At 65.7% G+C, this 24009-nt stretch carries 17 protein-coding genes; 11 read left to right on the top strand and 6 right to left on the bottom strand.

Annotated features, from left to right (window positions below):
* Positions 1–8 precede the first annotated feature (8 nt).
* From atpG to FGS76_RS15575, 7 genes are all read left to right on the top strand, one after another.
* Positions 9–869 carry a F0F1 ATP synthase subunit gamma gene (gene atpG, locus FGS76_RS15605; protein ID WP_138773557.1) on the top strand — a complete coding sequence of 287 codons (861 nt, stop codon included), beginning with the start codon at positions 9–11 and terminating at the stop codon, positions 867–869.
* 50 nt (positions 870–919) lie between these two features.
* Positions 920–2305 (top strand): F0F1 ATP synthase subunit beta, encoded by a 1386-nt coding sequence (atpD, locus tag FGS76_RS15600; protein WP_138773556.1) that lies wholly within the window; start codon positions 920–922, stop codon positions 2303–2305.
* A gap of 21 nt (positions 2306–2326) precedes the next feature.
* A complete protein-coding gene (locus tag FGS76_RS15595) occupies positions 2327–2752 on the top strand; it encodes a F0F1 ATP synthase subunit epsilon (protein ID WP_138773555.1) in 426 nt (141 codons plus the stop codon).
* Between the two features lie 126 nt (positions 2753–2878).
* Positions 2879–4237 (top strand): bifunctional UDP-N-acetylglucosamine diphosphorylase/glucosamine-1-phosphate N-acetyltransferase GlmU, encoded by a 1359-nt coding sequence (gene glmU / locus FGS76_RS15590; protein WP_138773554.1) that lies wholly within the window; start codon positions 2879–2881, stop codon positions 4235–4237.
* 28 nt (positions 4238–4265) lie between these two features.
* Positions 4266–6098: a glutamine--fructose-6-phosphate transaminase (isomerizing) gene (gene glmS / locus FGS76_RS15585; RefSeq protein WP_138773553.1), complete on the top strand. Its 1833-nt coding sequence runs from the start codon at positions 4266–4268 to the stop codon at positions 6096–6098.
* A 98-nt stretch (positions 6099–6196) separates the two neighbouring features.
* A complete protein-coding gene (gene mscL, locus FGS76_RS15580; RefSeq protein WP_138773552.1) occupies positions 6197–6637 on the top strand; it encodes a large conductance mechanosensitive channel protein MscL in 441 nt (146 codons plus the stop codon).
* Positions 6634–8061 (top strand): phospholipase D family protein, encoded by a 1428-nt coding sequence (locus FGS76_RS15575; protein ID WP_138773551.1) that lies wholly within the window; start codon positions 6634–6636, stop codon positions 8059–8061. The genes mscL and FGS76_RS15575 overlap by 4 nt, the downstream gene beginning before the upstream one ends.
* A gap of 54 nt (positions 8062–8115) precedes the next feature.
* Here the strand turns inward: FGS76_RS15575 and FGS76_RS15570 are convergent, their stop codons facing one another.
* Entirely contained in the window at positions 8116–9720 is a 1605-nt protein-coding gene (locus tag FGS76_RS15570) for a class I adenylate-forming enzyme family protein (protein WP_138773550.1), read from the bottom strand.
* A 274-nt stretch (positions 9721–9994) separates the two neighbouring features.
* On the opposite strand from FGS76_RS15570, the gene FGS76_RS15565 reads away from it, so the two are divergent.
* Together FGS76_RS15565 and FGS76_RS15560 are read left to right on the top strand one after the other, a co-directional pair.
* Complete coding sequence (locus FGS76_RS15565) at positions 9995–11257, top strand: ABC transporter substrate-binding protein (protein ID WP_205717278.1); 1263 nt, start codon at positions 9995–9997, stop codon at positions 11255–11257.
* Positions 11258–11265: 8 nt separating this feature from the next.
* Complete coding sequence (locus tag FGS76_RS15560; RefSeq protein ID WP_138773549.1) at positions 11266–11706, top strand: acyl-CoA thioesterase; 441 nt, start codon at positions 11266–11268, stop codon at positions 11704–11706.
* A gap of 119 nt (positions 11707–11825) precedes the next feature.
* On the opposite strand, the gene FGS76_RS15555 is transcribed toward FGS76_RS15560, so the two are convergent.
* From FGS76_RS15555 to FGS76_RS15540, 4 genes are all read right to left on the bottom strand, one after another.
* A complete protein-coding gene (locus tag FGS76_RS15555) occupies positions 11826–12803 on the bottom strand; it encodes an NADPH:quinone oxidoreductase family protein (protein ID WP_138773548.1) in 978 nt (325 codons plus the stop codon).
* 290 nt (positions 12804–13093) lie between these two features.
* The gene (locus FGS76_RS15550; protein WP_138773547.1) at positions 13094–16213 is read right to left on the bottom strand and encodes a penicillin acylase family protein; all 3120 of its coding nucleotides are present in this window, start codon (positions 16211–16213) and stop codon (positions 13094–13096) included.
* Between the two features lie 248 nt (positions 16214–16461).
* Positions 16462–17307, bottom strand: coding sequence for a MerR family transcriptional regulator (locus FGS76_RS15545; RefSeq protein WP_138773546.1), 846 nt, complete (start codon positions 17305–17307; stop codon positions 16462–16464).
* Positions 17308–17371: 64 nt separating this feature from the next.
* On the bottom strand, positions 17372–19123 hold the full coding sequence (locus tag FGS76_RS15540; RefSeq protein WP_138773545.1) for an SDR family oxidoreductase: 1752 nt from the start codon (positions 19121–19123) through the stop codon (positions 17372–17374).
* 300 nt (positions 19124–19423) lie between these two features.
* Here FGS76_RS15540 and FGS76_RS15535 point away from each other — a divergent pair, with 300 nt between their 5' ends.
* Positions 19424–21763 carry a mechanosensitive ion channel domain-containing protein gene (locus FGS76_RS15535; RefSeq protein WP_240692566.1) on the top strand — a complete coding sequence of 780 codons (2340 nt, stop codon included), beginning with the start codon at positions 19424–19426 and terminating at the stop codon, positions 21761–21763.
* Positions 21764–22075: 312 nt separating this feature from the next.
* Here the strand turns inward: FGS76_RS15535 and FGS76_RS15530 are convergent, their stop codons facing one another.
* Positions 22076–22918 carry a metal-dependent hydrolase gene (locus FGS76_RS15530; RefSeq protein WP_138773544.1) on the bottom strand — a complete coding sequence of 281 codons (843 nt, stop codon included), beginning with the start codon at positions 22916–22918 and terminating at the stop codon, positions 22076–22078.
* Positions 22919–23009: 91 nt separating this feature from the next.
* Here FGS76_RS15530 and FGS76_RS15525 point away from each other — a divergent pair, with 91 nt between their 5' ends.
* A complete protein-coding gene (locus tag FGS76_RS15525) occupies positions 23010–23996 on the top strand; it encodes a hypothetical protein (protein WP_240692565.1) in 987 nt (328 codons plus the stop codon).
* Positions 23997–24009 lie beyond the last annotated feature (13 nt).

Raw genomic sequence — 24009 nt, 5'->3', positions numbered from 1 at the left:
TCAGTCCTATGGCTAGCGGTAAAGAGATCAAGGGCAAGATCGCCAGCGTCCAGAGCACGAAGAAAATCACCCGTGCGATGGAAATGGTGGCGGCCAGCAAGATGCGCAAGGCGCAGGAACGCATGGAGGCCAGCAAGCCTTATGCGACCCGCATGCGTCAGGTGGTGGCCCATCTTGCCAATGCTGATCTGGAATACCGGCACACCTACCTGCAGGAACGGGACGTCAAGAACGTCGGCTATATCGTCGTGACCTCCGACCGGGGGCTGGCCGGCGGCCTGAACGTGAACCTGCTGAAAAGCGTGGTGAAGGATGCCCGCGAGTGGGAAGAAAAGGGCGCCAAGGTCCAGCACTGCGTGGTGGGTTCCAAAGGGCTGGCCTTTTTCCGGAGTGTCGGCGGCAAGGTCGAGGCCTCGGTCAGCGGTCTTGGCGACGCGCCTCACCTGAACGACCTGATCGGGTCCATCAAGGTTATGCTGGACGCTTATGAAAACGGTGAGATCGATCGTCTGTACATCGTGTACAACGAATTCGTGAACACCATGACGCAGAAGCCGAAGACCATCCGCCTGCTGCCGCTGGAGCCGGGCGAGGACGAGGAGCTTAAGCGTCACTGGGACTACATCTATGAGCCGGCGCCCAAGGAGCTGCTTGACGAGCTGCTGGTCCGGTTCATCGAATCCCAGGTCTATCAGGGTGTGGTTGAGAACAATGCCTGCGAACAGGCCGCGCGGATGGTGGCGATGAAGGCCGCCAGCGACAACGCCGGCGAGATCATCAACGATCTCCAACTGGTGTACAACAAGGCGCGCCAGGCTGCCATTACGCAGGAAATTTCCGAAATCGTTGGTGGTGCCGCCGCTGTTTAAGGGTGTGCGAAAAGCAAGCGGCGAGAAACGCAAGTTAAGAGGATGCAAGCATGAGTAGCGGTCGTATTGTTCAGATCATCGGTGCTGTGATCGACGTCGAATTCCCGCGCGAGTCCGTGCCCAAGGTGTATGACGCACTCACCGTGGACGGTACCGAAACCACCCTGGAAGTTCAGCAGCAGCTGGGCGACGGCGTGGTGCGCACCATCGCCATGGGTTCCACCGAAGGTCTCAAGCGGGGCCTCCAAGTGACCGACACTCACGAACCGATTCAGGTACCGGTGGGCACCAAAACCCTGGGCCGGATCATGGACGTGCTGGGTCGCCCGATCGACGAAGCCGGCCCCATCGGTGAAGACGAGCGCATGTCCATCCACCGTGAAGCGCCCTCATACGCGGATCAGGCAGCCTCCAACGAACTGCTGGAAACCGGCATCAAGGTGATCGACCTGGTATGCCCCTTCGCCAAAGGCGGTAAGGTCGGCCTGTTCGGCGGCGCCGGCGTGGGCAAGACCGTGAACATGATGGAGCTGATCCGGAACATCGCCATCGAGCACTCCGGTTTCTCCGTGTTCGCCGGTGTGGGTGAGCGTACCCGTGAGGGTAACGACTTCTACCACGAGATGAAGGACTCCAACGTACTGGACAAGGTGTCCCTGGTGTACGGTCAGATGAACGAGCCGCCGGGTAACCGTCTGCGCGTGGCACTGACCGGCCTGACCATGGCCGAGAAGTTCCGGGACGAAGGCCGCGACGTGCTGTTCTTCGTGGACAACATCTACCGTTACACCCTGGCCGGTACCGAAGTATCCGCGCTGCTCGGCCGGATGCCGTCCGCGGTGGGTTACCAGCCGACCCTGGCGGAAGAGATGGGCGTTCTGCAGGAACGGATCACCTCCACCAAGACCGGCTCCATTACCTCCGTACAGGCGGTATACGTGCCCGCGGATGACTTGACCGACCCGTCCCCGGCCACCACCTTCGCCCACCTGGACGCCACCGTGGTACTGAGCCGGGACATCGCCTCCAAGGGTATCTACCCGGCGATCGACCCGCTGGACTCCACCTCCCGCCAGCTGGACCCGCTGGTGATCGGCCATGAGCACTATGACGCGGCCCGCGGCGTGCAAACCGTGCTGCAGCGCTACAAAGAGCTCAAGGACATCATCGCGATCCTGGGCATGGACGAGCTGTCCGAGGAAGACAAGACCACCGTGTCCCGTGCACGGAAAATCGAGCGCTTCCTGTCCCAGCCGTTCTTCGTGGCGGAAGTGTTCACCGGCTCACCGGGTAAATATGTGCCGCTGAAGGAGACGATCCGCTCCTTCCAGGGTATCCTGAACGGCGACTATGACCACATCCCCGAGCAGGACTTCTACATGAAGGGCTCCATCGACGAAGTTGTAGAGGCTTACAACCAACGCGGTGACAAGTAACCTGCACGGGGAGGAACCCAAATGGCGATGACCGTGCATTGCGACATTGTTAGTGCCGAACGACAGCTGTACTCCGGCCTGGTGGAAATGGTAGTGGCCGCCGGCGTGGAAGGTGACCTGGGTGTGATGCCCGGTCACGCCCCGCTGCTGACCCGCCTGAAGCCCGGCCCGGTACGGGTGAAAACCCAGGACGGCGAAGAGATCGTGTTCTACGTGTCCGGCGGCTTCCTGGAAGTGCAGCCGAAGCTGGTCACCGTGCTGGCGGACACCGCCGAGCGCGCCCAGGACATGGACGCGGCGGACGCCGAACGGGCCAAGCAACACGCCAAGGATGCCCTGGAAGGCAAGAACGCGGAAATGGACTACACCCGCGCCGCCGCGGCGCTGGCGGAAGCGACCGCCCGTCTGCGCACCATCGATCAGATCAAGAAGATGGCCAAGCGGTAACACGCCGTGAACGGCGGGATAACGAAAAGGGGTGGCTTCGAGCCGCCCCTTTTTGTTTGATAGGGACCCGGACCTCTTTCCGTACCCCACGTTTCCCTCAGGACGACATTGCGAGGATCGAAGGATATGACTCTGGCGGTTGTGATTCTGGCCGCGGGCAAAGGTACCCGCATGAAATCGGCGATGCCCAAGGTGCTGCACCCGATCGCCGGCCGGCCCATGGCGCAGCACGTGGTGGATGCCGCGGCGGCCCTGTCCCCGGCCAACACCGTGGTGGTCTACGGCCACGGCGGCGACCAGGTACGCGCGGCGGTCACCGGCGAGCGCCTGCAATGGGCCGAGCAGGCCGAGCAGCTCGGCACCGGCCACGCGGTGGCCCAGGCCCTGCCGCACCTGAACGAGGACGTGGTGCTGGTGCTCTATGGGGACGTGCCGCTGATCCGCCCGGACACCCTGCGTGACTTCGTGGCTCGGGTCACCGACCGCACCTTGGCCCTGATGACCCTGGAGCTGGACGATCCCGCCGGATACGGCCGCATCGTCCGCGATGAACAGGGCCAGGTGACCCGGATCGTCGAGCAGAAGGACGCCAGCGACGAGCAAAAACGCATCCGCGAGATCAATACCGGCATCCTGGCCTGCAGCCGCCGGTTCCTCAACGACAGCCTGCCGAAGCTCTCCAACCGGAACGCCCAGGGCGAGTATTACCTCACCGACCTGATCGCCATGGCGGTGGAGGCCGGCATGGAGGTGGTCACCGAGCAACCCGCCCATGCCTGGGAAGTGGACGGCGTTAACGACCGGGTGCAACTGGCGCGCCTGGAGCGGGTCTATCAACGGGTGCGCGCGGAAGCGCTGATGCGCGACGGCGTTACCCTGCTGGACCCGGCCCGTCTGGATATTCGCGGCCAGGTGACCACCGGCACCGACGTGACCATCGACGTGAACGTGGTGCTGGAAGGCCGGGTGACCCTGGGTGAAGGCGTGCGCATCGGCCCCAACTGCGTGATCCGCGACGCCAGCATCGGCGCCGGCACCGTGGTCGAGGCCAACTCGGTGATCGACGGTGCCGAGGTCGGTGAAGAGTGCAACGTGGGGCCCTTCGCGCGCCTGCGTCCGGGCACGGAACTGGCGGCCCGGGCCCGGGTCGGTAACTTCGTGGAAACCAAGAAATCGCGCATCGGCGAAGGGTCCAAGATCAATCACCTGACCTATATCGGCGACAGCCGCATCGGCAAAGGCGTCAACGTGGGCGCCGGCACCATCACTTGCAACTATGACGGTGTGAACAAGTTTCAGACCGTGTTCAAGGACGGTGCCTTTATCGGTTCCAATTCTTCGCTGGTGGCTCCGGTGACCATCGGGGAAAATGCCACCGTCGGTGCCGGCAGCGTGGTGACCAAGGATGTGCCGGACAACGGGCTGACAGTGGCCCGGGCCAAGCAGCGCAATATCGAAAACTGGCCGCGCCCCGGCAAGAAATAATTTTCGGTGATCGAAAAGGAAAACCAGCATGTGTGGAATCGTCGGCGCCATCGCCCAGCGTAACGTTACCAATATCCTGATCACGGGCCTCAAGCGGCTCGAGTATCGTGGGTACGACAGCGCCGGCGTGGCGGTGATCAATGCCAATGGCCTGCAGCGGGTACGCCGCCAGGGCAAGGTGGCGGCGCTGGAAGAAGCGGTGAAGCAGGAAAACACCGCCGGCTTTCTGGGCATTGCCCACACTCGTTGGGCCACCCACGGTCGCCCCTCCGAGGAAAACGCCCACCCTCATATTTCCGGCGACGACCTGGCGGTGGTGCACAACGGCATCATCGAGAATTTCCAGGAACTGAAGGACGAGCTGGAACAGCAGGGCTACCGGTTCCAGAGCGAAACCGACACCGAAGTGGTGGCCCATCTGTTGCATCGTTGCCTGGGGGAGTGCGGCGGCGATCTGCGCCGTGCCCTGCAGAAGGTAGTGGGCCAGCTGCACGGCGCCTATGCCCTGGGCGTGGTGGACCAGCGCCAGCCGGACCGTCTGCTGGCGGTGCGCTCCGGCTCGCCGCTGGTGGTGGGCCTGGGCTTCGACGAAAACTACGTGGCCTCCGACCAACTCGCCCTGTTGCCGGTGACCAACCGCTTCATCTTCCTGGACGAAGGCGATCTGGTGGAACTGACCACCGCCGACGTGCATATCTACGACCGTAACGGCGAGCCCGTGCAGCGGGAGGTGCATGAGTTCGACGGCACCCATGAAGACGTGGAAAAGGGCGAATACCGCCACTTTATGCAGAAGGAAATCTTCGAACAGCCGGCGGCCATCCAGCGCACCCTTCAGGACCGCATCGATTCCCCGGACGCGGTCAGCGCCGCCTTCGGTGAGCCGGCCATGGCCATTTTCGACCGGGTGCGCTCGGTGCAGATCGTCGCCTGCGGCACCAGCTACCACGCCGGCATGGTGGCCCGTTACTGGCTGGAAGCCCTGGCCGGCATTCCCTGCCAGGTGGAAGTGGCCAGTGAATTCCGCTACCGCCAGCACGTGGTGCCGGAAGGCACCCTGTTCGTGACCATTTCCCAGAGCGGCGAAACCGCCGACACCCTGGCGGCCCTGCGCGACACCGACTCGGACAATTACGTGGGTCGCCTGGCGATCTGCAACGTGGACGGCTCCTCCCTGGTGCGGGAATCGGAACTGACCTTCCTGACCAAGGCCGGCCCGGAGATCGGGGTGGCCTCCACCAAGGCGTTCACCACCCAGCTGGCCGGGCTGTTGATGCTGGTACTGGCACTGGGCCGCCGCCACGGCCTGGGCGACGAGCGCATCGAGCAGATCCTGGCCGAGCTGCGCCAGCTGCCCAATCTGCTGGAGCAGGCCACCGCCCTGGACAAGCCCATCGAAGACCTGTCCCGGGCCTTCGTGGAGAAACACCACACCCTGTTCCTGGGCCGGGGCGTGCAGTTCCCGGTGGCCATGGAGGGGGCGCTCAAGCTCAAGGAAATTTCCTATATCCACGCGGAGGCCTACCCCGCCGGTGAGCTTAAGCACGGCCCCCTGGCGCTGGTGGACAAGGAGATGCCGGTGGTGGCGGTGGCGCCCAACGACGACCTGCTGGAAAAGCTCAAATCCAACCTGCAGGAAGTGCGTGCCCGTGGCGGCGAGCTGTATCTGTTCGCCGACAAGAATGCCAAGGTGGCCGACGGCGAGGGCATCCATGTGCTGCATCTGCCGGCGGTGCCGGAAATCATCGCGCCGATCGTTTACACCGTGCCCCTGCAGTTGCTCAGCTACCATGTGGCGGTGTTGCGCGGCACTGACGTGGACCAGCCCCGCAATCTGGCCAAGTCGGTGACCGTGGAGTAATCGTTTACGTTGTTTTCGCCGGGCCGTTTTCCGCGCCACGCCATCCGGGCTAAGATGTTTTCTGGCCCGGCCCGGGCGGTGAACGAAAAGGGAATGAAATGGCGATCATGAAGGAATTCCGCGAATTCGCGGTGCGTGGCAACGTGGTGGACATGGCGGTGGGGATCATCATTGGTGGCGCCTTCACCACCATCGTCAAAAGCCTGGTCTCCGACGTGATCATGCCGCCCATCGGCCTGATGTTGGCGGACGTGGACTTCGCGGACCTGTTCGTGGTGCTCAAGGGCCAGGACCACTTCGCCACCCTGGCCGAAGCCCAGGCCGCCGGCGCCGTGACCCTGAACTACGGTCTGTTCATCAATAACGTGATCAGCTTCCTGATCGTGGCCTGGGCCACCTTCCTGCTGGTGCGCGGCATCAACCGCATGAGGCGCCGGGAAGAACAAGCGGCCCCGGTGGACACGCCGCCCACTCCCCAGGTGCCCGAAGACATTATTCTGCTTCGAGAAATTCGCGACAGCCTCAAGCCCAAGGTATGAGCGGCGACCGGGACCGGCAGGGCGACGACGCCACCGCGCCGGCCTCGCGGGTACGCCAATCCCGATTCTGCCTGCTGCCGGACAGCGAGGAAGCCTTCGCCCTGCGCGCCGCCACCGCCCGGCTGGCGGAGAAAACCCTGGATCTGCAGTACTACATCTGGGACGACGACCATATCGGCAAGCTGCTGGTGTACCGGGCCCTGGAAGCGGCCCGGCGCGGGGTGCGCGTGCGGCTGCTGCTGGACCATGCCAACCAGCTGGGTCGGGACGTGAAATGGGCGGCGCTCAATGCCCACCCCAATGTGGAAGTGCGCCTGTTCAACCCGTTCCGGGGGCGTTACAAACACTTCCTGCAATGGCTGTATCACGCCCCCCGCCTGAACCACCGGATGCACAACAAGGCCTGGATCGCCGACGGCGAGCACGCCATCGTCGGCGGGCGCAACATCTCCGACCATTACTTTGGCGTGCACCCGGACGCCAACTTCCGTGACCTGGACCTGTATGCCCGGGGCCCGATCGTCGCGGAAACCCTGGACGCCTTCGACAGTTACTGGAACAGCGACGTCACCGTGCACCTGCGCACGCTGAAACGCCGCTCCCGGGAAGACGCGGAGCATCTGTGGCACGAGCTGGACCACTGGTGCCAACACCTGGGCGATTTTCCCTACCGCCATGAGCAGGACCCGGCGCGCTTTCAGAAAATCGTGGGCGATGCGGATGCCCGCCAGATCACCGCGCCGGCGGCGCTGTTGTTCGATACCCCGGACAAAGCCAAGGGCGTGACCCAGCGGCTGATGGGCGACCAGCTGGCGCGGCTGCTGAGCCGCCGCTCCCTGCGCGAAATTCTGATCGAGGCGGGCTATTTCATTCCCGGTGACGATTTCGTCGGCACCCTGGCGGACATGCACGCCAATGGCGGGCGTATCGCCCTGCTCACCAACAGCCTGGCCACCAACGACGTGATCGCCGCCCACGCCGCCTACGCCCATTACCGGCCCGACCTGGTGCGCGCCGGCGTCGAGGTCCATGAGCTGCAGCCCAATGCCCGCGCCCGCCGGCACCTGGCCCGGCTCAAGCCCGGCCGTTCCATGTCCGCGTTGCACACCAAGGCCATGGTGCTGGATCGCCAAGAGCTGTTCGTCGGTTCGTTCAACCTGGACCCGCGCTCGGCCAATCTGAACACGGAGATGGGCTACTACGTGAATTCCGAGGCGCTGGCCGCCCGCGTGGCGGCGTTTATCGAGGAAGGCATGGCCCCGCAGAACAGCTACCGGGTCAGCCTGGGCGAGAACGGCGGGATGGAATGGGGGGCCGGTGACGAACATGGCCCGGTGCGTTACCACCGGGAGCCCCGGGTCAGCAAATCACGCTGGCTGGCGTCCCGCTTCATGGGCCTGCTGCCGATCGAGAACCTGCTTTAGGCGCGCCGCCCCCGGCCGGCGCACGGCACCGGCCGGAGGGCGTCGCCGGATGGCTCAATCCCGCTGGGTTTGTTGCTGGTTATGCCAGTAGGGATCGCGCAGTTCGCGCTTGAGAATCTTGCCGATGGTGCTGCGCGGCAGTTCGTCCCGTTGCTCCAGGCCGGACAGCCGCTGCCCCTTGCCGAGCTGTTCGTTGGCGCGGGCCAGAATGGCGTCCAGGTCGCCGCCATCGCGCAGCACCACCAGACCCAGGGGCGTCTCGCCCCACTGCTCGCTGGGAATGGCGATCACCGCCGCGTCCGCCACCGCCGGGTCGTTGAGCAGCACCCGCTCCAGGTCCTCGGCATAGATGTTGAAGCCGCCGGAAATGATCATGTCCTTGCGGCGGTCCAGCACCGACAGGAAGCCGTCCTCGTCCAGCCGGCCCATGTCGCCGGTGCGATAGAACACCTCGCCTTCCGGGCTGGTCCAGAGCAGCTCGTTGGTCTTGTTCTCGCGCTTGTAGTAACCGCGCATCATGGCGCCGCTGCGGCCGACGATCTCGCCGATCTGACCGGGCGGCACTTCCTTGAGATCCTCGTCGATGATGCGCAGCTCACAACCCGGGCTGGCCTGGCCCACGGTGTCCCACTTGGTGGGATTGTCCGCGCAGTTCAGGGTGGTGGTGACGCCGCCCTCGGTGAGGCCGTAGAACTCGATGATGTTGCCCGGCCAGCGCTTCATGGCGTCGGCGATCACATGACCGCGCAGCGGCGCGCTGGTGGAGAACTTCATCTTGAAGCTGCTCAGGTCGAAGCGGTCGAAATCCGGCTCCGCCAGAATCCGCTGATACTGCACCGGCACCAGCATGGCGTGGGTGGCGCGATGCTGCTCGGCCAGCTCCAGGAACCGGTGGGCGTTGAACTTGGCCATGCTGACGATGGTGCCGCCGCCAAACAGGGTGGGCAGCGCCGCCACCAGGGTGGTGTTGGAGTACAGCGGCGTGGAAATCAGCGTCACCGCCTCGCGGTTGTAGCCGAGCCGTTCGCCGCGCTCGGTGTGGCGGGCGCGCAGGCGGTGATCGTGGAGAATGCCCTTGGGAACGCCGGTGGTGCCGGAGCTGTAGATGATGTTGAAGGGGTCGCCCAGGGCCGGTACATGGTCCGGCGCCTCGCTGGAGGCATCGCCCAGCCAGGTTTCGAAGGTTTGCCAGCCGTCCGCCTGGAAGTCCAGCGCCACGCGCTGCGCCGGGTCCACGTTGTGGAGGCTGCCGAGCAGGGGTTCGATCAGATCCCGGTGCTTGGCGGACACGAACAGGAAACGGGCGTCGCAATCGTTGACCATCAGCGCCAGGGTTTCGCCGGCGGCCATGCCGGACAACGGCACCATGCAGCCGCCGGCGCTCAGGGTGCCCATGAACAGGGTCAGATAGCGGGCGCTGTTCTCGGCCAGCCCGGCCACCGTTTCGCCACGTTGCAGGCCGGCGGCGCGCAGCCGGTTGGCGATCTGATTGACGCCGTCCACGAACTGCCGCCAGGTGAGCATGCCGCTCTCATCGTGCACCGCCGGGTGGTCCGGCTGCTGGGCCGCCAGCTCCCGCAGTCGCTCGGGGATCGACACAAAGCTGTCTTCGGGCAGAGCCGGCGCGTAGACCGGCATGGCATCACTGATCGAGGTCATGGCACTCTCCCGGCGTCCCGTCCGAAGACTCGGGACGGTGGCGCCAATAATGGAATTTTGTTTTAAATTAGGGCCGTGAGCATACTCCGCGGTATGTTCCGGCTCAATACCGGGCAGTCACAAATCATGGGGTAAATCGACCAAAGCCTAATAACGTCCCATGGGCGTGTATGCTAATCGTCGCTCTGGCGCATAAAAACTGTTGCGCATAAAGCCTGTGGCAGATGAAAAAAACCACACCCGAACATCACAATAAAAGAGGGGGAAGCGAGCGATGGTCAAGCATTGGTTGAAACAAGGGGGACGCGCGGCACTGGCGGCGTTCTGTCTGGTGGCGGTGGCCCAGGCGGCCACGCCGATCAAACTGGGCCTCAACTATCCGCACACCGGAGAATACCGCGAGGAAGGGTTGATGCAAAAGCGCGGGGCGCTGATGGCGGTGGAGGAAATCAACGCCGCCGGCGGCCTGTTCGGCCGGCCGCTGGAGCTGGTGGACCGGGACTCCGCCTCGCAGCCGGACCGGGCCCGCCGCAACGTGGACGAACTGGCCGCCGAAGGCGTGTCCATGCTGTTCGGCGGCGCCTCCAGCGGCGTCGCCATCGCCGCCAGCGATCAGGCCCGGCGCCACGATTTGCTGTATTTCGGCACCCTGACCTATTCCAACGACACCACCGGCAAGGACGGCCACCTGAACATGTTCCGGGAGTGCTACAGCGCCTGGATGGCGGCGCGGGTGCTGGGTGACTATCTGCAGCGCGAACACGCCGACCAGGAATATTTTTACGTCACCGCCGACTACACCTGGGGCCACACCACCGAGGCCTCCATGCGCGAGTTCACCGGCACCACCGACACCGAACGGCACGGCTCGGTGCGGGTGCCGTTCCCCGGTGCCCGCTATCACCAGATCCAGGAAGCGGTGAAAGCCGCCGCTGACAGCGACGCCAAGGTGCTGGTGCTGGTGTTGTTCGGCGAGCAGATGGTGCAGGGCATGACCATCGCCCAGCAGATGAAACTGCCCGAGCGCATGCAGATCGTGGTGCCGAATCTCACCCTGAGCATGGTGGAGCAGACCGGCCCGTTCATCATGGCCGGGGTGATCGGCGCGGCGCCCTGGACCTGGAACGTGCCCTACCAATTCGAGCACCCCCGTGGGCAGCGTTTCGTGGACGATTTTTCGGAACGCTACCGCACCCGGCCTTCCACCTCGGCGGCCTCCGCCTACAGCATCGTTTATCAATGGAAGGAAGCGGTGGAGCGCGCCAACAGCTTCAACAGTGCCTCGGTGCGCCGGGCCCTGGAAGGCCACCGCTACAGCCTGCTCAAGGACGAACAGTACTGGCGCGGCTTCGATCACCAGAACGTGCAGACGGTCTACGCGCTGCGCATCAAATCCCGCGATCAGGTCATGAAGGACCCGTATCGACAGAATTTCTTTGAAATTATCAATACACTGCCCGGCGACGATGCCGCCCCCACCCACGACCAATGGGTGGCGGAACGACGGCGTAACGACCGGCCCATCGAACTGCAATAGGAGTTTTCATGACCGAGCCTTTCCGTTTCCGCCTGCGGGTGCGCTACAGCGAATGCGACGCCCAGCAAGTGGTGTTCAACGCCCGCTATGCGGATTACGTCGATCTGGCCATGACCGAATTCATGCGTGCCCTGGGCCGCGACTACAACGCGCTGCTGGCCCGCGGCCTGGACAACCAGGTGGTCAAGCTGACGTTGGAATGGAAGGCGAGCGCCCACTTCGATGAGGTGATCGACGTGCGCGTGCGCACCTTGAAGGTAGGCAACACTTCATTCGTGCTGGAGCACGAAATGGTCCGGGTCGCCGATGGCACGGCGCTGTGCCGGGCGGAGGTGGTGTACGTGATGATGAGCACCGAACCGTTCGAGAAAACCTCGGTACCCGACGACCTGCGCGCCACCCTGGAGGAGGGCGCGCCGGGGGTGTTGATTGATCAGAGCGGGGGGTGATCGCGGCTGAAGCCGCTCCTACATCGCTATTACTGTAGGAGCGGCTTTAGCCGCGATTAACCGACACCAGAGCGGCTGGGCGGCATCCGGCTTCAGCCGCGAAAGCTCAGTCGCCGACCTCAGTCGCTGACCTTAAGCACCACCTTGCCCTTGGCGCGGCGTGAGGTCAGCGCCGCCAGGGCGTCCTGATACTGCTCGAAGGGGAACACCTCGCTGACGCGGGGATCGATCTTGCCCTCGGCGAACAGCTGCATCAGTTCCTTCACGTTCTGGATGTGCTCTTTCGGCTCGTGCTGGGTGAAGGCACCCCAGAACACGCCGACGATGCTGCAGCCCTTGAGCAGCGCCAGGTTGGCGGGGATCTTGGGGATTTCACCGGCGGCGAAGCCGACGATCAGGAAACGGCCGTTCCAGGCCATGTTGCGCAATGCCGGCTCGGTGAAGCGGTCACCCACCGGGTCGTAGATCACGTCGATGCCGTTGGGGTAGCGGCTCTTGAGGGCCTGTTTCAGGTCCTCGTCGCTGTAGTTGATCAGGTCGTCGGCACCGGCTTCCTTGGCCACCTGCAGCTTGTCGTCGGTGCTGGCGGCGGCGATCACGGTGGCGCCCATGGCCTTGCCCAGTTCCACCGCGGCCAGGCCCACGCCGCCGCTGGCGCCCAGCACCAGCAGGGTTTCCCCGGGCTGGATATTGGCGCGCTGCTTGAGCGCGTGGTAGCTGGTGCCGTAGACCATGCTGAAAGCGGCGGCGGTTTCGTCACTCATGGCATCCGGCACCGGAATCACCCGGTTTTCCGCCACCACCATTTCTTCCGCGAACGAGCCGTAACCGGTCAGGCCCATGACCCGCATGCCCGGCTTCAGGTGTTTCACGTCCGGGCCCACCTCGATGATCTCACCGGCCATCTCGCCACCGGGGGAGAACGGCAATTCCGGTTTGATCTGGTACTTGCCCTCGATGATCAGGGTATCCGGGAAGTTCAAACCGGCGGCTTTCACCTTGACCTTGACCCCGCTGCCGCTCACCTCCGGTGACGGCACGTCCTCGATAACCAGCTTGTCCGCCGGTCCCAGTTCCTTGCAGAGAATGGCGCGCATGCGTTTCTCCCGAATTAGCGATCCGAATTGAAAGACAATGAACCGGACACGCTAAACCCCGGCTGCGGATTAAACAAATGCATAAAAATCATTGGAAGTTATGAATGATATGAATGGAAGAGGATGAAAGTTGCAAGTTAAAAGTTGAAACGCGGAGGTGGCCGGCTTTGCTGGCACCGCCGTGCCCGCGCTGCAACGAACGATCAAACCGGGCACCGGCCGTGCACGGCCGCAGGCCGCGACAGGTGCGACCTGCCGCGGCCCTTTTCACTTGTAACTTTCAACTTTGCTTACCGATGGTTGGTGAACTCCACCACCTGCTGGAACGTGGGCCGGTTCTGCCAATGTATCCCCGGCACCGACGACAGGCCGATGGCGCGGTGTTGGATGTTGTCGGCGCTTTCGTCCACGTTCCAGGTGTCCCGGTCGGCGAGGCCGCCCAGGTCGTCCAGGGCCAGGGTGAGGCTGTCGGCCAGGGCGTCGCGGCAGGCGGCGGCTTGGTCGCTGCCGGCGCAGCGCAGGGCCCGGTAGGGGGCCTTGGCGGTGCCCAGGGCCTGTTTCAGCACCCGTTCCAGGTAGCCGTAATAGCCTTTCTGATAGGCGGAGCCCATGTCCCCGGGCTTGTTGTCCCGTTCCATCAGGGACAGGTCGCGGCCGCCCACGTCTTCCATGGCGGTGAGCTGGGGCAGCAGGGCGTCGATCATGCGCGGATACCAGGCGTCCATCAGCGCCACCGCCGCTTCCTCGTCATAGGCGCCATCGCCGTCCCGGTCCCGGCGGAAGGCGCCGTTGGCCACCCAGTCGCCCATCAGGGTCAGCACTTGCGCCTGGTCCTGCGTCGGCTCGCCGTCCGCCAGCAGGGCCAGCGCCAGGGGCAGCACCTCCTGGCCGCGCAGGTCCACCACCGCCGCGTCGCCCATGGCTTCCACCAGGTTGGCCAGGGTTACACCGCCCTGGTCCGCCAGCCCGCGCAGGCGCACCTCCAGCATGTCGTTGCGGTGGGTGGGGCCATAGCTGGCGTTGGCGTCGGCGGCCCACCAGTCCCGGGCCGGCCGGTTGTTCCAGCTGGCCAGGAAGCCCCGTGCCGGGTTGGCCTCGTGGGGATGGGCCTCCTGGGGCAGAAAGCCGGTCCAGTCGAATTGGCCGTTGCCCCAGCTGGGCAGCTCCGGGTGCACGCCGGGGGCCCGTTTCGGGTACAGCCCGGAATGGAAGAAGGCGATGTCCCGGTCGTCGATATAGAACCAGTTGAAACTGCCGGTGGTCAGGTTGAACACCTGCTGGAAACTGCGCACATCGTGCACGTCATTACGGGTGGCGAGCATGAACGGCAGGGCGGTATCCAGTTCCGCGAAGTAGGTGCTGCGCTGGCGGGTCAGCGCCACCGGCTGGCCGGCCACGGTGGCGAAGCCGATCACCGGGCCGTACTCGGCGGTGCGGATCACCCGGCGGTGCACGGCGAAATTCTGGCCGATGCGGGCCGGGTCGTCGGTGGGCACCGCCAGGTTCCAGCGCGCCGGCCAGTCTTCCTCGATCACATCAAAGGGCAGGCACTGGCCGCCGACCCGGTAGCCCCCTTCCCCATGGGCGGGCGCCTCGGCGGGCTGACAGCGGGACACCACCCGCACATCGGTCAGATCGGAGCTGCCGGAGGTGGCGCTCCAGGCGAAGTCCGGGCCCCGGCCGATCACCACATAGGGCAGGCCGGTGAAGGTCATGCCGCGGGTGTTGATGTCGCCGCCGTGCACCGCCATTTCCAGCAGCAGCTGGGGCACGAAATAGCTGGTTTGCGGGCCGAACACCGCCAGCGGCCGGCCACTGGCGCTGTGTTCGCCGGTCAGCAGCAGGGCGTTGGAAATGGCGTTGGGGAAGCCGTCGCGCAGGCCGGCGATGCCGGTGGCCAGCCGGGTCACCCGCTGGCGGATCGCCAGCCGCTGCTCGTCGCTGAGCGCGCCGGGCACCGGGGTGGCCTCGGGGACATGGCGGAACAGCTTGTCCGTTTCGATGCGCACCCGCGCCCAGCGCGCCGCCAGTTCGCCGTCGTCCAGGGACGACAGCGACAGCAGGCCGCCGAGCAGTTCGCCCACCGATTCCAGCAGGCCACCGACCACGCCGGTGCCGGGCAGCGCCGGCAGGTTGCCGGTGGCGGTGGGGCACTGGGCCTGGCCGGGCCGGCCGCAGGGTTCGGTGGTCAGCGGCTGGTAGTCCTGGTAGCTGCCGGCGTCGAACAGCACGGCGCCGGGGAAGCGGCCGGCCAGTTCGCCGGACAGCGGGCACAGCGCCTGGTCGATGGACGGCGGCGACTGAGTGGCGAACGAGCGCTCGGTGGTGACCGTGGAATCCGCGTCGGTGGCGTGGCGCAGGTCGCGCCACAGGTCGCAGGCCGCCTGGTCGGAGCCGGTCTCTTCCCGCAGTGCCTGCAGCAACAGCACATTGGCCTGCTCGTTGCCGCCGCCACCGGCGAAGATCCCCTGGATCAGGGTGGCGATGGCCACCACGTCCTCGATCACGAAGGGTTCCAGTTGCACGCCCAGGCCCAGGTATTCGATGGGCGCTTCCAGCAGCCCGCTCTGGACCTTGGTGACATAGGTGTTGAGGCCGTTCACGAAGTCGGTGGCGTCCTGATAGATCAGCGCGCCGTCGTCGCCGAAGCGGGCCACGGTGTTGGCGATCTGCTGGGTGCGGTCCTCTTCCCGGTAGGGGGCGTCCAGGGCGATGTCCCGGTCGAACGAGAAGTCCGCCGGGCCCAGGAAGCGGGACAGCTCGCCGCGCCCGGCCCGGCGCAGCACGTCGAGCAGAAACAGCCGGTCGGCGGCGGTCACATAGCCCACGCCGAACAGGGCGTCGGCCCGCCGCTCACCGAAGATATGCGGCACGCCAAACTGGTCGCGCTTGATGGTGACGGTGCGCCCGTGGCCTTCCACGGTGAGTTCGCTTTCCCAGCCGCCGGCGTCCGGGGCCAGCAGGGGCGCGTCCTTGAAATAGCTGCTCAGATCGTTGTCGGTGAGCCCCTCCGGGCTGCGCACCAGGGCGTCGTAGAGCCCCAGTTGATCGTCGAAGTGCGGCTCCTTGCTGACCGCCGGCACCAGGCCGGTTTCCGCCACCAGATCATCGAGCACGCCGCTGATCAGATCCGACAGGCCCGGCACATCGGCGGCCAGATTGCTGAGGCCGCCGTTGTCGTCCTGGCCCGGTGGCAGGATATTGAGCACCCGGCCGTAGTCCGCGTAGGGCGCGGTCACCGTCGCCGGCCGATCTTCCGGCGGGGTGGGTTCCTGGGGTTCTTGCGGCTGTTCCGGTTCCTGGGGGGTGGGTTGGTTGCCCGGTTCCGAGCCGCCGCCGCCACCACCGCCGCCACAGGCGGTAAGCGCGCCCACTAGAAAAAGACTGACAAGCACCTTGGTGAAATTCATAACGCCTCCGGATTTGTTGTTTTGGAAGGAGGATTCGGGGGCATTCAGATTTGCACGAACGTACGAACAGGGGGAGACGCGGCTACAAAACTCCAGCGAAACGCTACCCGCTGTAATACCGGGGGTGAGGGAAGGGGGGGAGAGGTCGCAATCCTTGTAGGAGCGACTTCAGTCGCGATCACCGGCGCTGCCAGCTTCATCGCGACTAAAGTCGCTCCTACCACAATTTCCGACCAGGGATTTCGGAATCAGGGCTGCTTGCGTTCCAGGTGATCGAGCACGTTTTCGAGCCGGTCCACCAGCACCTTGTTGATGCTCTTTTCCAGCACCCGGCCCAGCTCGTCGTTGACCACCGCCTCGGCCAGCGGCCGGATGCGGGTGATGAACTCCGCCAGGCGCGCCACGTCGTCGCCCTCGGGCAGGCTGTTGGGACCGTATTTCTCGTCCACCAGGTGCTCGACGATCATGTCGATAAAGCGCTCGGCCAGCTTGTCCACCTCGCCGCGCACCAGCCGCACATGGGTGAGCACCGCGTCCAGGGGCACGCCGTTTTCCACCAGCTCCTTGCCGGCGTTGTAGATGCGCGGGTAGGGCACCCGCAGGCGGGTGCCCTCGGGGATGATGTAGCCCAGGGTCACCGCCTTGGTCATCACTTCCGGGGTGATGTCCTCGCCGAAGTCGTCGATCAGATCCTGGTAATCCAGGTAGGACGGTACGCTGGGGTTCTGCCAGGAGGTCACCGCCACCTCCAGGCCGAGAATGTCGTTCAGGTCGCGGCCCTGTTCCCAGGCGCTCAACAGATCGCGGATATTGTTGAGGGTGTAACCGCGCTCCAGCAGGGCGCCGATGATCTTCAGCCGCGCCAGGTGCACGTCGGTATAGATGCCGGTGCGGCCGCGTTTCTCCGGCGGCGGCAGCAGGCCGCGATCCTGGTAGGCACGCACGTTGCGCACCGTGGAGCCGGCCTCGCGGGCCAGCTTGTCGATGGTGAACTCCTGGCGCGCCCGCAGGGCCTGGTCCAGCGCGGGGGCGTCGGGAGCGTTCTGGGTCAGGCGGCGCAGCAGCGCCGCCGGGGATTTGCGGGAAGCAGTCATGGCGAAATCATAGTCCGGTTCGTCTTCACACGCCATGCACGGCGGTGTTGTCCGGGCAGGCGGTTCAGCGGTTGGCGCCGAGCCGTTCCACGTCCACCCGCGCCAGGCGCCGGGCCAGCGGCGGTGCCAGCCGGCCCAGCCAGCGCATGCCGCTGGCCTCCATGCTCACCGGCACTTCCGCCCGGTTGTCGCGCACCGCGTCGACAATGGCCCGGGCCACCCGGTCCGGGGTGAAGCCACGGCGATGATAGAGCCGTTGCGCCGCCTGCCGGCGGCGGCCCTGTTCTTCCTCGTCGACGCCCACGAAGCGGGCCCGGCCGGTGATCGGTGTATCGATCAAGCCGGGGCAGATCGCCGAGACGCCGATGCCCCGGTCCGCCAGTTCCGCGCGCAGGCACTCGGTGAGCATCAGCACCGCCGATTTGCTGGTGGCGTAGGCGGGCAGGGCCCGGGACGGCAAATAAGCCGAAGCGGAGGACACATTGACGATGTGCCCGGCCTTGACCTGATCGATCATCTGCCGGCCGAACAGCCGGCAGCCGTGGATCACGCCCCACAGGTTCACGTCCAGCACCTGCTTCCAGTCCTGCACGCTGGTGTCCAGCAGCGGCCCGGCCAGGCCGATGCCGGCGTTGTTGACCACCACGTCCGGGGCGCCCAGTTCCCTTTCCACGTAGCGGGCCAGGGCCTCCATGGAGCGGGCGTTGGCCACGTCGGTCTTGCGGCTCAGGGCCTCGCCACCGGCGGCGCGCACCGCCTCGGCGGTGGCCGCCGCGGAATCCGGGTCGATGTCGGTGCACAGCACGGTGGCGCCGCGCCCGCCGAACGCCAGAGCGGTCTCCCGGCCAATGCCGGAGCCGGCGCCGGTGATCACCACCAGCTTGCCGGCGTCCGGGCCGGCGTTGGGGCGCACCCGGGCACGGGCCAGCCGCGCGCTCTCCGGGGCGCCTTCGATATGGTCGATGAACTCGCCCAGGTAGTCGGCGGTCACCGCCGCATGGCCGAGCAGGGGCCCCCAGTGGCCGGTGTTCATTTCCCGGCGCCACAGCGGGCCGGTCCAGTCCGACAGGCCGTCCAGCAGCCCCGGGGCCACGTAGCGGTCCCGGGTGGCCACGATCAACTGCACCGGGATGGTGGTGCGGCGCTCGCGGGGATGCAGCAGGCAAGGCAGCATATTGGCGCGATACAGCGCCACTCCCCGGGCTCCGTCCTGGCTTTGCGTGGGGCTGGCCGCCGCCTCCAGACCCTCGGTGCGGCGCAGTATGCCGGGCCAGGCGTCCGCCAGGCCCAGTTTCCAGGCCAGCGGCGCCAGGGCGGGCAGGTGGAAGGCGCCGATGTACCAGCTTTTCGCCAGCTGCCGCAGGCTGGCCATCATGTCACCGGCGCCGCGCCGGCGCAGGGATTGGCCCACATGGTCCAGGCAGGGCCCGGACAGCGTGGTGAAGGAGGCGATGCGCCGCTCCGCGCCGGGCTCGGTGACCGGTTCCCAGCTCTGGATCGAGCCCCAGTCATGGGCCACCAGATGCACCGGCCGGTCCGGGCTCAGGGCATCGATCACCGCGAACAGGTCGTCGCGCAGTTCCGCCAGCCGGTAGGCGGCCACCGGGGCGGGGGCCGAGGAGGCGCCGGCGCCACGCACATCGTAGGTGATCACCTGAAAGCGGTCGCCCAGGGCGTCGGCCAGGGCATCCCAGACCTCACCGTTATCCGGATAACCGTGCACGCACAGCACCGCCGGCCGCCCCGGGTCGCCACGACGCCGCGTGGCCAGGTTGATGCCGTCGCGTATTACCGTGCGGTGTTGCCACTGGTCCATTGAAAAACCCCCTCCAGATTCGCCGAGCCGTCATTGTGCGCGCTGGCCGCCGAACCACCATTCGCCCCGGCGCCCGGGGCGGTCCATGAAGAAGCCATTGGTCACTGTCAATTTTGCGGCTTTTTACGTCTTGCCGGAAGCGCCGCCGGCGCCGGTATGTTCTCGTGTAGGGGCCGCCGGCGACGGGCGGATGGCCATGGCGTTGCCGTGGCCTTCACCCGTTAATCTCGTGGCCCTGCTTAGGGTGCGGCGGATAACCGCGTCGGGGTGGCGCGATGACCGTAAAAAAAGGAGGGTAGAGTGCCTGCAAAACGTTTTGCGTATTCCGGCCTGGCCGGTCTGCTGACCTTGCTGATGCTGCTGGTGGTGCCACCGGCCCTGGCCCAGGAGAAAGCCGGCGCCGCTGACCAGCCCGCCTACGGCACCATGGCGGACCTGCTCGAGAACGAGAGTTCGCGGAACGCCCTCATCGAGGAATTGCGCACCCTGCAAGCGGCGCGAACGGCGGACGCGCCGGCGCCGGACGCCAGCGCCGACAAGGCGCCGGTGGAAGGCGCCGCGCCGCCGGAACGGATCGCCGAGCAATCGCCCAGCGGTCAGCGGCCCGAGGAAGTGTCCTTCGCCCGCCGCATGGCCACCACCACCGGCCATATGCTGGCCAATGTGGGGGACCAGTTCACCGCCCTGGGCGTGGCCCTGGGCGGTATTTTCGGCGTCGATGCCGCCGAGGCGGACACCGGTGGCATGGCCAGCGTGGACAGCCAGGCCCTGGGCGCCGCGGCGATCAATGTGGCCATTCTGGTGATCGCCACCTTCGTGGTGTTCTTTATTCTGCGCGCCATCGCCAAACCGTCATTTCGGGGCCTGAGCGGCTGGGCCGTGCGCGGCTCGGAGAAGTTCGCCATGCTGCGCACCATCGTGGCGGTGGCGGTGGCCGCCTTCGTCGACGTGGTGGTGGTGGCGCTGGCCTATCTGGCCGGCGGCGCGGTGTCCTCGGCGCTGGTCAACAACGTGGACGCCGACGCCACCCGCCTGGCCCTGTTCCTCAATGCCTTCCTGGTGGTGGAACTGTTCAAGGCCGGCCTGCGCATGTTGTTCTCGTCCGGCTACGAGGGCCTGCGGCTGGTGCCGGTGAGCGCCGACCAGGCCTCTTACTGCAACCGCTTCCTGGCCAATCTGGCCGGCTTTATCGGCTACGGCATGCTGGTGCTGGTGCCGGTACTGAACTTCAACCTGTCGCCGTCGCTGGGCTCCGCCGTGGGCACCATCATCATGCTGCTGGCCCTGATCTACGCGGTGATCGTGATCCTCAAGAAGCGCAAGGTGCTGCGCGACCGTCTGTTTGAGCGCGCCGAACGGACCACCGGCCCCGGCCGGGTGCTGCTGCGGCTGCTCGGACGGTTGTGGCACGTACTGGCCCTGGGCTATGCGTTCCTGGTGTTCGCGGTTACCGTGATCAACCCGGATACGGCGCTGCCGTTCGTGGCCTCGGCCACCCTGCTGACCCTGGTCTACGCCGGCGCGGGCATGCTGATCTCGGTGATACTGACCCAGCTGATCGGCAAGGAAATCCGTTTCTCCGAGCGGTTCAACCAATCGATGCCCCGCCTGCAGGCGCGAGTGAACACTTACGTACCCACCGGCCTCAAGGTGGTGCGCGCGCTGATCCTGATTCTGGTGGTGGTGCTGACCCTGGATGCCTGGGAGGTCTATGACCTGGCCGCCTGGTACGCCACCGAGGCCGGCGTGGCCATGGTCGGCGCGATCCTCGACATCCTGCTGATTCTGCTGGTGGCCGCCGCTGTCTGGATCGGCCTGGCGAGCCTGCTGGAGCACAAATTCAGCCCCCGCGAGGGTGCCGATCCGGCCGCCGCGGCCCGCTCCGAAACCCTGCTGGGGCTGTTCCACACCGCCCTGGCCATCGCGCTGATCATCATGACCGTGATGATCGTACTGTCCGAGATCGGCATCGACATCGCGCCGCTGATCGCCGGCGCCGGGGTGCTGGGCCTGGCCATCGGTTTCGGTGCCCAGAAACTGGTGCAGGACGTGATCACCGGGGTGTTCATCCAGCTGGAAAACGCCATCAACACCGGCGATTTCGTCAGCGCCGGCGGCAACTCCGGCACCGTGGAGCGGGTCGGTATCCGCTCCGTGGCCCTGCGCGATCTGTCCGGCACCTACCATATCGTGCCGTTCTCCTCGGTGGGCGCGGTGTCCAACTACACCCGCGAATACGGCAACCACGTGGGCGAGTACGGCATTGCCTACCGCGAGAGCATCGACGATGCCATCACCCAGCTGGAAGCCGCCTTCGAGGAGCTCAAGGAAGGTCCGATGAAGGACAACATCCTGGCGCCGATGACGGTGGCCGGGGTGACCGCCCTGGCGGACAGCTCGGTGAACATCCGGGTGGTGATCAAGGCTTCCCCCGGTATGCAGTGGGCGGTGGGCCGCGCCTACAACCGTCTGGTCAAGAAGTACTTCGACCAGGCCGGCATCGAGATTCCGTTCCCGCACACCACGCTGTACTTCGGCGAGGACAAGGACGGCAAGGCACCGCCGGCCTACATCAAGGTGCTCAACGACGAACGGGTGGTGGACACCCAGGACGGCAAGGGCAACGACCCCGCCGGCTGATGCCGGCGCCTGCCACCAACCTCAAAGGCCCCGCTCGCGGGGCCTTTTTCATGGCGGTGGGCTCAGGGCGCGACGCCCTCCCTGAAACGCGGTAGGAGCGACTTTAGTCGCGATGACGATGGCACCCGGGGGGGGATCGCGACTGAAGTCGCTCCTACAAAGTCGCTCCTACGGCAATCCTCGGGGATCCGCGTCCGGGCTAAAGACATCCCGCATCGACGCCACGGTGCACCATAAAAAAAGGCCGGCAAGGGGTTGCCGGCCAGAAGGTGGGATCGCCCGGGGGCGATCTCCGGGGGAATAAGAAGGGGCTCAGGCCGCCTTCTTGAGGGCGTCGCCCAGCAGCGCTTCGAATTGCTCCAGGTATTCCCGGTTGTCGTGGTCCCAGGGGTGGAAACCCGGCTTGAACCAGTCCAGCCAGGCCTTGGCGGTATAGCGGAAGATCCCCCGGCGGCCCAGGCTGTGGCGCCACACCGCGCGCCAGCCCTGGCGGTCGAACAGGCCGCCGCTGACCCGCACGTTGTGCAGGTAGAACGGCAGGAACAGGGCGAAGAACACGCTGGTGGACAGCACCAGGGCGAAGCAGCGCAGGGCGTAGGCGGAGGCCTGGTCATCCTTGCCCACCGCCAGCTGGTACACGTCGAAGGCCACCGCCTTGTGCTCGGTTTCCTCCAGGGCGTGCCAGTTCCAGATCGCCTTGTAGTCTTCATCGGCGCCTTCCAGGATCTCCGGCAGGCTGAGCAGGCCGTCGGCGAGAATCGCGGTAAGGTGCTCCAGGGCCACGGTGCCGGACAGCTGGAAGGCCTTCGGCGTGGTCTTCTGGATCGCCGACAGCAGCGCCGCCACCAGTTTTTCCTGGGCGGCCACCGGCACCCCGGCCTGGTTCACGAATTCGTTGTACTCTTCGTGCTCGCGGCCGTGCATCGCCTCCTGACCGATGAACGCGGTCACCGCCGCTTTCAGGTCCGGGTCCTGGACGACTTGGCGATAGTGACGCACGCTATCGATGAAGAAGCGTTCGCCCACCGGAAAGAACAGGCTCAGAGTATTCAGGAACTGGCTCACGTTGCGCCCGTCCCGATGCCAGGACAGGGCCTTTTCGGCGTTCAGGTGAAAACGCAGATTACGGCGCGTGGGCAGAATGTTGATCGCCATGGTGATGTACCTCTGATGATTGTTACATTGGCTGATGATACATTCTGCCCGGCAAAGAAGGTTGGCTTTACAGGAAGGAACGGATGTCGTGATGGCGAATAAACAAGATAAGGCTGATCGTTTACTCGATGCCCTGATTGCCCATGTCCAGGAAACCCTGGACCCGGAGCGGGTGGATGCCTGGCTGGAAGGGGAACTGGATTTCCTGCTGGCGTGGGCGGAGCAACTGACCCTGGGCCAGGTGGTCAGCGCCGAACAGGTGCGGGTCACCGCCCGCAAGTACGCCATCGAGGTGGAGCTGGGCGGCGGTATCCCGGAGCTGGTGGGCGAAATGGTGGAGCGCTTCTACGACCACGGCATCCTGACCCGGCGCCGGGTCGGTGAGGTGGTGGACGAGGCCACCGTGGTGGCGCTGATGGACAAGCTGCTGGAAATACCGCTGTCGCGGCAGGGCATCGGCTGGCTCAGCCGCAACCCGGTGTTGCTGGCGGTGCTGGCCGGCGGCACCCAGCTGGGGTTGAAGACCTGGCTGCACCAGGGCCTGCCGGCGCCGGTGCGCGCCCTGATCGACCGGCGCCTGCCGCCGCGCTGGCGGGCGGGCCTGGAGCTGCGCCTGCAGGACTGGCTGCAGGAGCGCATGGCGGCGTTGCTGGCGGACCCGTGGCTGTACAGCGACGACAACCTGGAGGCACTGCGTGAACTGGTGCTGGTGGCCTGGCAGGAGTTCGCCGAGCGCCCCCTGGAGGACCTGCGCGAACTGGTCGACAGCGAGGACATCCAGGAACTGTTCGTGATCGGCTACGACTTCTGGCGGGACTTCCGCCACAGCGATTACTTCGCCGCCCTGCTGGACGCCGGCGTGGACGCCTTCTTCGACAAATACAGCGAACTGACCCTGCGCGAACTGATCGACGAGGTGGGCCTGACCCGTGAGCACCTGCTCGACGACGCCCTCCGCTTCGGCCCCCCGGCGGTACGGATCCTGAAGGAACGCGGCATCCTGGAGGATTGGTTGCGCCGGCAACTTGAGCCGTTTTTCGCCAAGCCGGAAACGTTGGCGATTATTGGGGAGGAATAGTTGAAAGTTCAAA

Origin of the sequence: Alloalcanivorax gelatiniphagus (genome assembly GCF_005938655.1) — a bacterium.
GTDB classification, from domain to species: Bacteria; Pseudomonadota; Gammaproteobacteria; order Pseudomonadales; family Alcanivoracaceae; genus Alloalcanivorax; species Alloalcanivorax gelatiniphagus.
This window is presented reverse-complemented; position numbering and strand designations above follow the sequence as displayed.